Here is a 9,926-nt window from a genome sequence, read left to right as displayed (position 1 = left end):
CAACATATAGGTTCAACAAAATAATAGCGACTGAAACTATTAGGTTCATAGTGACAGTCGCTATTGTTGTATATAAAGGTTTAAAACTTGTAGTTTATCGAATGCTTACCGCGCTGTAGCAGTTTTGCCTTTAGGGATACTGCTCTAAAGTCGGGTCGTAATTATGGAAATGGGTACGTTGACAAAATAAAATAGGGCATAACTCATTGAGCTACACCCTACTTTTCTATGATTGGTTATCGTTGTTTACTGATACTTACTTCACTTCCTCAAAATCAATACATTATATCTATCAGCGACTTGCGTGAACGTGTTGCAGATATCATGCAAACCCGAAAATAAGCATCCATAAGCAACCACAGCTCTATGTCGCAAAAGTACGATTTTTCGCTGAAAAGAACGAAAGAAAAACAATAAAAATATCAATGTTAAATGATAGCCTAAAACAGTATCGTGGAAGTTTTCTATCCTTATACAGCACTTGTGTGCCATCCTTTTTTACCTTCGATGATAAAGGTATGGATATGCTCTACAGAGAAATTTCTTCCAAATCCGCTTTTATTCATCCCTCCTAAACGGAAAAAGAACTTTTTTCTGTATTTTTGTAAACGACAATTGGGCATTGTACCCATATAACAACGAGAAAATTATGCAAATACACGATAACAGGCTTATAGCAGAATGTACGTCTTACGATTTCAAGGAGATGCTGGAACGCAAGAAAGTGAAGTCGTGGCTGAAATCCGTGTCGGCCTTTGCCAATACGGAGGGCGGCAGCTTGTTCTATGGCGTAAACGATGAAGGTGAAATTGTGGGGTTGGAGAACGTGCGGGCAGATGCCGATTTTATCAACGAAATGATAAAGGCACGGCTTGACCCTGTGCCAGAAGTGCAGCTTATACCGATTGAACACGAAGGACGCACCCTGCTAGAAGTGAAAGTCAAGGCCGGAGTGCTGACACCTTATTATTATTATCAAGACGGAACACGCACGGCTTATGTAAGAGTCGGGAATGAAAGCGTAGAATGCAATTCACAACAACTCCTTTCGTTGGTGCTGAAAGGTACACACATGACATGGGATTCGCTCCCTACACAGGTGGATGCCAACAAACATTCCTTTATCATTCTTGCCAACACATTCCGTGAACAGACACATCAGGAATGGAACGACAAGTATCTGGAATCGTTCGGGCTGGTCACGTCTGACGGTAAGCTGACCCATGCCGGACTGCTGTTTGTGGACAACTGCACCGTATTCCAGTCGCGCATATTCTGTACCCGTTGGACGGGACTTTATAAGGACGATGCCATCAGCTCGGTGGAACACAGGGCAAATCTCGTCCTACTTTTAAAGTACGGCATGGATTTTATCAAGAACTACACCATGAGCGGTTGGGTCAAGATGCCCAACTACCGCCTAAACCTCCCCGACTATTCCGACCGGGCTATCTTTGAAGGATTGGTCAACCACCTTATCCATCGGGATTACACGGTGATGGGCGGCGAGGTACATATCGATATCTACGATGACCGTGTAGAACTGGTGTCGCCCGGTGCAATGCTTGACGGCACACAGATTCAAGACCGCGACATTTACAATGTGCCGTCCATACGCCGCAACCCCGTCATTGCCGACATGTTTACCCAGCTCGACTACATGGAGAAACGTGGCTCCGGCCTGCGCAAGATGCGTGAACTGACCGAAAAGTTACCCAACTTCCTGCCCGGCAAAGAGCCTCTACATAAGACCGAAGCCTCCTCGTTCTTCACCACTTTCTACAATCTGAATTGGGGCGAGAATGGCAGAATCTCCGTAGAAGAAGTGGCCGACAGGGTAAACAGTACCCTCAAAAAGTACTCTGTAAACGAAGGAGCTTCGGAGAGAAAGTTCGGTGTAAACGAAAAAAGTTCGGAGAAAAGGTTCGGTGTAAATGCTGAAAGGTTCGGTGTAAACGAAAAAAGTTCGGAGAAAAGGTTCGGTGTAAAAGGAGAGGATGCATCTAAAAGAGTTAGCAGGACAGGGCAAAAAATAATAGACTTAGTTATTTCCGACCCTTCTATAACAGCAGAAGCAATGTCTGTAAAAATTGGCGTGTCCAAGCGGGCAGTTGAAAAGAACATCAAAGAGTTGCGTGAGAGAGGCATTCTCGTCCATGAAGGTTCTGACAAGGCAGGCTATTGGCGTATCATCGTAAAACCATAATAGGGAGGGCGTGACACATGACAATCTTTATCTTGGTTTCCATCTTATTGGTTGCAGCTTTGGCAATAGCCTTGCTTATGGGCGTTTCTCCTGCGAGCCAAAAAGTCAAAGTTCGGGCGATGTATGCCGGAGCTGCGCTTATGCTTGTAGTTACCCTTATCGTTTGCGACTATGTTGATGCTTTGCCAGACTTTCCGTCCAAGTTCCGCTTCCATGCGGTATTGGTGCTTACCGTAACCGTAGGTTATCTCTGTGTATTCATTGCTTGCATGGAGAAATATAATGTCCTGAAGCGTAAGAACCGCATACTTGAAGAAGCCCTTACAGAAAAAGAGCAAGAGAGAGTATCCATTCTGATGGAACGTCAGAGCAAACAACAACATGCACTCCAAAAAGGAGAGCTTGAATGGTTTGCCGGAAAAATCAAGATGTTCAGCGAGGAGGAACAGAAGGCTATTCTTGCTTGTGCCTACTCATTTGCAGAACATGATTTGGTTCTTCCACCCTCAATCACAATCCAGCCAAACGAGATGTGTAGCCAACAAGAACTCATGTATTTCGTTTACTCCGCTTTCTCCAACATGGGCAAGAAGCGCAGTGACATTGTGAGTTTCTTATGTCAGGTTTTTAAAACATACTTCCCTGCTGGTGAGAGTTTTGTATCAAAGAAGATGCCTGGATTGGATAAGGTTAAGGAGAGAAGAGAAAGGAATAAATAAATCATTTTGAACAATAAACATACAATTTATACCCAACTATTAAAACAATAAAATATGGCCAAAGAATATAGAGTACATTCAGAGATGTTACAAAGTTTTTTATCTGGAATAGAAGATGTTCAGCTTAGGGAGCGATACAAAATGTTTCTCAGTTTGCATGAACATATTCACTATCAATATTCTAAAGACAATAGCGAGCCTATACAAGAATTGAGAGTCGCGGCTGAAGCCTTGTGTAAACTTTTAATTTTTATATATGTACCAAATGCAGATCAATTATTCAGCAACACAGATAATTTATCACATACATATTTAAAAGTGATTGGAAATGGTTCTTCGAGCGAGTATTTGAAAATAAAAGAAGTTCCTCTGAACACACCATCTGTTCCTCATCAGATGTATTGTGATAAAACAGTTTTAGGGCAGTTAGCTTATGCTCTCTTGTGTAAAAAGGACGAAAAAGAGAACGGACAAAATCCTTTATATAACAAAATTACAGAATGTTATAAAAACCTCTATGCCCCTCTAAACACAGATACTTCCCATGCTGTACCTTCGGCCAAACAAAGCCTTTATGATGCTTCTACGTTATATAGCTTTTATTTTAGTTGGGTACGTAGTATGATTGATCTTTGTTCAGACAAACTATCGGAATTGAAAGATTTATTACCATTTGAAAATACGGTCATAGAAGAAAATGTAAAAAAAGACATAGAACTTGAACAACTAATATCGGAAGATGAAAGTCTAAAAGAACTGAATGAGTTGGAAGGTGATTTCAAACATGAATATGGAAAAAAATACATTCTCATCGTCTCTGCAACCTTAAAGCCAGAACTTAAGGCTTCATTGGCAAGAATCAGTTGGAATATGGTCATTGATTTTGATCCAAGGACACAAGCAGAGGGAGGTTTGTTTTATACGATTAAGAATAAGTGGGAAGGAAAACGCCAAATGCTTTATTCTGAGGTTGAGACAAATGGTGACAAGATAACCTATTGGGTTCAAGCAAACGGGAATATGAACAATGAAGCTCCATGCCCGGAAGATCAGCCTAAAATGTGGAGACGCATATATTTGCCTATAATTGAGGAGAAAATAGAAAAGTTGTCTTTTCAAAAGCCAGAAGGGGAAATCGTGATTGTCGATTTGTATAGCCAATCTAAATTCCCAGAGGTGTTGTATAAGTCTTCGAAACTTCCATTGAATATGCGTATTATCAGATTATTATCTTCAAAAGAATACATGATAAGCGATATCACTAAGGACCAAGAGATTGATGCGGAGGTAAGAGAGTATATCGTAGACCAAATGCAGCTCACCCGTTACTTTGGCTCTTTGAATAGTAATGTTCTGGAAAACTCATCCGAATTTACATCCGGATGTCCTGAGATTACGGTAGAAGATGTGAATAAACTTGCTGCTTATGACATTGAATGTGTACCGCAAATTCCTTTATCTCAAGAAAAAAAGGAATTAGGTATTGGATTCTGTTCAGGTAAGAGGATAACTTGGGATGAACTGTATGCAGATATTGACGTGAAAAGATTTGGTTATGATAATTTTTATAAGAAGATAGCCGAAAATGTGAAGAAAGGAGATACGTTTGTTGGATATATCAAGCATAGTCCTTGTAGTGGCGGTACTACTGTTGCCAGACGTTTGGCATATGATTTGATGAATAAAGATACAAATGTTTCCAGTAAATGTTATGTCGTTTTTTTGACGGAGTTAAAAAGTACTAGCTCTGAAGTATTTCAGAAAATAAAGACTTTTATTGAGGACACATTGCCTCCGACTAGAATGCTGATTATTTTTATCGATCGTACCATCTCTGATGATAACATAGAAAACTTAAAGAAAAACTATATAAGCCCTACTCACAAAGTATCCATAGTTCGCATTACTTATGGTTCAATCCCTAAAAAAGTTTGTTGCTTAACTATTAATGACTCTCTCATGCCGGATGAAATACCTAATTTTAATAGGCTTTATGAGAGACTGTGTACTGGTATTTCAGGTATAAAATTGAAAAATGTAATTGATTTTCCGCTTTCAGTAAAGAATAATTCTCAAAGTGTAGATGACTATGTACAAGGGTGGATGAAAGAGATAGATCAAGAATATCAAGAAGATATACAACATTTTTCAATATTGGTTTCTGTGGCATCTTTATACATATATGATTATGATAGATACGTTTCTACAGGTTTCACCGACTCTATATTTGAAAAAAAGATAAGTATATGGAATTTGGTAAATGTAATGTCCAAATCCTCTCAAATCGCATTCGAAAAACTATTTGATATAGAATATAATGATGAAAATAAACGAACAGGGCGCATCAGACCTAGATTTTCCTTGTTTGCCAAATCGATTATTAGCAAGAGCAATATAGGAATATATGATATATCAAAAGATTATCTTGAGCATATATCTAATTGGGACGCTACCGATAAAATGAAGTACATTTATGACGTATTTCTCAAGAGACCTGATTTTGAAATGGATGAAATTCGAAAAATTAGTCTTAATGAAAAAGTATCAAGTTTCTTTAAGTCCAATGAATGTGATTCCGAAACTATTCTTGAAGTATATAAATTGCTTGTGAATTATTTCCCGGATGATGAAAATTGCCTTCTTAGTTATTCACAATTTCTATACAATAAAGCCTACTTTGAAGATAAAGAATCGCATGACGGAAACCCCTTTATAGAATCTGAAAACATACTCTTAAGATTGCTTGAAGGAAGGTATGGAAAATTGTTCGACTCTTTGATTTATCAATCTTTGGGAGTACTTTATTATCGTAAGATTGGAGTGTTGAGAGATATATTATTTGGGAAAGATCTTGACGCTTTTACTTTGGATCTTTATAAATGTGTTTTGCAATATCACAATAATTGTAGCGAATTTTGTGATAAGTCAACAGAACTTGATCCAACAAGTGCTTATGGGCTTGTCACTAAGGCGCAAATGCTTAAAGCTGTTTTGAATGCCACGCAGAAGTATAAGCAATATAAGGATTGGACTTTCTGTGAAGTAGATAATATTTATCAAAATATGTATTTAGATTATTTAGATGCTTGCTCTAAAATAGCAAGGTTTATTCCTGATGAGGAAGGAAATATTCGTACTAATTATAAGCTTAACGATATTTATAACAAACTAGATGACTTTAGAAAGAAACTGAATGGCGGTGAAGGGAAAGATTTTTTTGATAAGTATGATAAGAAATTAAAATCAACAACAGATGAAAAGCTTAAAATAATTTATGGATGTCGCCTTTATGATACTGTTATATCATCCAAGCGGAAAGGAATAAGAGAGAGTATTGATAAATTGAATGATAGGTATATATCAAGAATAGAAGAGGCAACAAGATATAATGCAAGGAAAGGTGTTTCGGGTGCCTATGAAAAGTTATTGAAGCTTATGATATTCAATAGTCGTAGCGATTCTACAATAGAAGAAGCAATCGAGTTACTTAAAGAGTGGGAAAAATCAACAAATAGCAACGCGGAACATTTATGGATAAATTATTATTTCATGGTTTTTTATACTGTTCAGATATTGAATAATGGATATGCCAATGAGGGACTTATGAAACGTTATAATGAAGTTCGTGAGAAAGCAAGGAAATATTGTGAGGCAGCTGATCAGAAAGAGTATGATACTTATCCTTATTTGTTTTACAAGAAATCCCAAGGTTTAGAAAGTATTACAGAAGAAAAGGACAAGGCAAGTTTTGTTCAAGGGACGATAAAAGAAATAACTCTATCAAACCGTAGGCGTGGAAAAGCAAAACTTGATTGTGGCTTGGAAGCAACTTTTTCAGCAAAAGATGAAAAATATGATGATGCTGATATTAATGTAACGAGAATAGAAGGAGTTATTGGATTTAGATTCAGTGGTCTCGGACTTTATAAACAAGACATAATAATTGAACCTATAGAAGATGAAGAACCAGAAGAAGATTCTAGTCAAACAGCAAATTTTACAGAAAATGACAGAACCGGAAATAACTTGCCTAACGATTACGATACAACAACGGTCAGCATACAACAACCTGTTGTTAAAGGATATATGGATTTGTCAACAATTGAAGATGGTACCAAAAAGAGATTTGCTTCAGCAAATTTAGAAATTCGGAAAGAGAAGAAAGAGTACGAAGGGGAAATTGTATTGGAAGGGCGTTATAAGAAAATCAGATGTGATTCATTCCCTTATTCACTTCCAATTGAGGGGCGCGATTTAAATGAATTTTATGAAGGCGATAAAGTTATATTTGTTGTTAAAAGTCGCCCACAAGATAAAAATCCATCTAAGCCCTATCGGTTTGCAACAAATTTAAGATTAAAAGAGGATTGAGTATGCAACAAAATCTTTTCGATGGAGATAGATACCAAGCACAGTTTGCAACGATAACCTATCGGCGGCTGATAAGCCGTCGATGGGTTACCTATGCAGATATTATGGCAGAATTCAAGGGACTTGATTCTGCAGAACAGTTGCCGTATGGAATCTCGAAATGTGAACATATAGGAGAACTCCGCAAGGCATTTCCGGAAGTATGTCGTGCGCTAGAAGAAAAAGAGGGGAAAGGCTGTATAAAAGAAGAAGGCAACAAAAGGAATAAACGTTTTTGCTATGTAGGGAAAGATGATGACCCACTTGCCGGATTGTTGAAAGCAGTATTTCGCAAAGACCTGAATGACTATTACCAATTTTGCCAAGATTCAGCAGGTTTCTTTCCGAATTCATGGATTGAGCATTTCTTTGACAGAACACTCGATCTCTTTGAAATCAAACAGAAAAGGGAAGAAGGACGTGAACTTATCGGGTCTGGAATGACCCGCCTGCACAAAAATATCGAATGGCTTCCGTTCATCTATGAATGCATACGTGACCACAAAGCCTTGAAAGTAGCTTACCACGAAAAATATCAATTTGCTACAACGGTCATTTTTTACCCACACTACCTAAAAGAATTTAATGGACGCTGGCATATATTTGGAAGCGTCGAGCGAAAAGACTCATTGTCAAGTCAAACAATAATAAACGAAGGGCAGGATATCCCGTTAGACAGAATTGATGAGAAACCGGCTATAATCAATGACATTGAGTATCTTCCACCTGACAAAATCAAATATCCAGAGTATTTCAATGACATTGTAGGTGTGACTCATATAGAAAACAAAGAGCTGCATGACATCGTAATCCGAATACATGATAAATATATGTTTGGCTTGATCGAGACAAAGCCTATTCATCATTCCCAGAGAACCTTGAAAGATTTTGATGAGACTCTTGGTTATGCTGAAGTGACGATGACACTCAAAACAAATAATGAATTCTTTGGACGAATCCTACAATTAGGGCATGACTTGGAAATCGTAAGTCCGAAAGAAGTGCGCGATGACATCACACTACGTATCAGCAAAATGAATAAGAGATATATGAGGTGATACGATGAGAAACAACGATCATCTAACATCGCCTTTTTACTTCAAACATATCAATGCCAACATATACTCTGGAAGAAGTTTATTGATTCTTTAGCCAAGGAATCATTCCCAGTTTCGAAATCTTTTTTTGAATGATAGAGAGTGCGTATCTTTGCATCGTCAAACAAGACAAAGAGTTCTTTGGAATAACAATAGAGCCTGATTCTTTACCCATGCGGTATAAGTGACCGCATGAATGAGGTAATAGACACTGTGCAATTTTTTTAATTTTCAATGAAAGTTCGAGTCCGTAAGGAAGTGTCCGGATTCGAAGCTCGGCGGAATAACCCGAAGAGAAGAATGACCTTCTTAATCACTAACTTCTAAAACTATGAAGAAGAATGTGAACAACAGCACAGTTAATGGCGCATCAGCAGCAAGCAGCGCCCAGTCTACCAACTCTTACATGCAGTACACCCAGTACCGCAACCGTCAGGCTCATGGATGGGCGGCAGAAGATGCCAACGCCATGGCAGACCGCCTTGCAGGAAAGGCTGTCGACCAAGTTGGAAGGAACAACAGTTGCAACGGTGCAGACCGAATAGTGAACGGAGTGCAGATACAAACAAAGTATTGTGCTACGGCTCAAGATTCAGTCAACGCCGCTTTCCAAGACTGTCGTTACCGGTACAGCGGCATGAAACTCGAAGTGCCAAAAGACCAATACGAGGAAGCTGTCAAACTGATGGCAGACAAGATTCGCGATGGTCAAGTACCCGGTGTGACAGACCCGGCCACTGCAAGTGACTTGGTGGTAAAAGGCAATTGCACCTACAACGAAGCCAAGAATATCGCTAGGGCAGGCAACATCGACTCTATCAAGTTCGATGTGAAGACACAAGCTGTCACATGCGGGCTTACTTGTGGCATGTCGTTTTTGTTGACCTATGTCAACAGTGTACGAGGCGGCAAAACGCATAAAGAGGCTCTTAAAGCTGCTTCTTCACAGGCTGCCCAAAGCGGAGTCACGGCCATGTTTGTAGGTGTGGGTACACAGCAATTGCTACGCACTACAGTAGGTCGCAGCATGGCCGCATCAGCGACACACGCATCACGCACAGTAATGGATGTTGCCTGCAAGACCCAGCTTGGTCAGCAAGTAGTGGAAAAGACAGCATCTGCTCTTGTTGGGAAACAGCTTGTAGGGCAAGCGGCAAAAAATGTCTTGACAAAGGGCATGCGCACCAATATGGTTACCGGAGGTGTGATGCTTGCCGCGCAAACCATTCCTGATGCCATAAAAGTTTGTCGAGGAAAAATGTCTTGCGGACAATTCTGCGAGAACACGGCAAGCAATGCGGCCGGAGTGGGTGGCGGTTATGCTGGAGCTACAGCAGGGGCAGCCATCGGCACTGCTATTTTCCCCGGTGTAGGCACTGTTATTGGTGGAATCATCGGTGGAATCGGTGGTGGAGTAGCTGGTTCAAGTGCAGTGAGAGGTTTATGCTCTTTATTCCACAAACGCAAGAGATAAGGAAAAAACACCCTGCAACA

The 9,926-nt window shown here is 39.5% G+C and carries 5 protein-coding genes; all 5 read left to right on the top strand.

What is annotated here, in order from left to right; genetic code table 11:
• Nucleotides 1-649: 649 nt before the first annotated feature.
• A complete protein-coding gene (locus B5F78_RS02925) occupies nt 650-2,206 on the top strand; it encodes an RNA-binding domain-containing protein (RefSeq protein WP_087405950.1) in 1,557 nt (518 codons plus the stop codon).
• Nucleotides 2,207-2,223: 17 nt separating this feature from the next.
• Nucleotides 2,224-2,925, top strand: a complete 702-nt coding sequence (locus tag B5F78_RS02920; RefSeq protein ID WP_087405949.1) for a hypothetical protein — start codon at nt 2,224-2,226, stop codon at nt 2,923-2,925.
• 54 nt (nt 2,926-2,979) lie between these two features.
• Nucleotides 2,980-7,296: a hypothetical protein gene (locus B5F78_RS02915; protein WP_087405948.1), complete on the top strand. Its 4,317-nt coding sequence runs from the start codon at nt 2,980-2,982 to the stop codon at nt 7,294-7,296.
• A gap of 2 nt (nt 7,297-7,298) precedes the next feature.
• Nucleotides 7,299-8,393, top strand: coding sequence for a helix-turn-helix transcriptional regulator (locus tag B5F78_RS02910; RefSeq protein ID WP_087405947.1), 1,095 nt, complete (start codon nt 7,299-7,301; stop codon nt 8,391-8,393).
• Between the two features lie 370 nt (nt 8,394-8,763).
• Nucleotides 8,764-9,906, top strand: a complete 1,143-nt coding sequence (locus B5F78_RS02905) for a hypothetical protein (RefSeq protein WP_087405946.1) — start codon at nt 8,764-8,766, stop codon at nt 9,904-9,906.
• The last annotated feature ends 20 nt before the right edge of the window (nt 9,907-9,926 follow it).

It is taken from the genome of Bacteroides sp. An279 (assembly GCF_002159615.1).
Taxonomy (GTDB): domain Bacteria; phylum Bacteroidota; class Bacteroidia; order Bacteroidales; family Bacteroidaceae; genus Phocaeicola; species Phocaeicola intestinalis.
The sequence above is the reverse complement of the archived record's forward strand: the minus strand, read 5'-3'. Positions and strand labels throughout refer to the sequence as shown.

Coding starts and splice junctions, on each gene's coding strand:
- B5F78_RS02915 (WP_087405948.1), top strand. CDS start 2,980: ATGGCCAAAGAATATAGAGTACATTCAGAGATGTTACAAAGTTTTTTA.
- B5F78_RS02920 (WP_087405949.1), top strand. CDS start 2,224: ATGACAATCTTTATCTTGGTTTCCATCTTATTGGTTGCAGCTTTGGCA.
- B5F78_RS02925 (WP_087405950.1), top strand. CDS start 650: ATGCAAATACACGATAACAGGCTTATAGCAGAATGTACGTCTTACGAT.
- B5F78_RS02905 (WP_087405946.1), top strand. CDS start 8,764: ATGAAGAAGAATGTGAACAACAGCACAGTTAATGGCGCATCAGCAGCA.
- B5F78_RS02910 (WP_087405947.1), top strand. CDS start 7,299: ATGCAACAAAATCTTTTCGATGGAGATAGATACCAAGCACAGTTTGCA.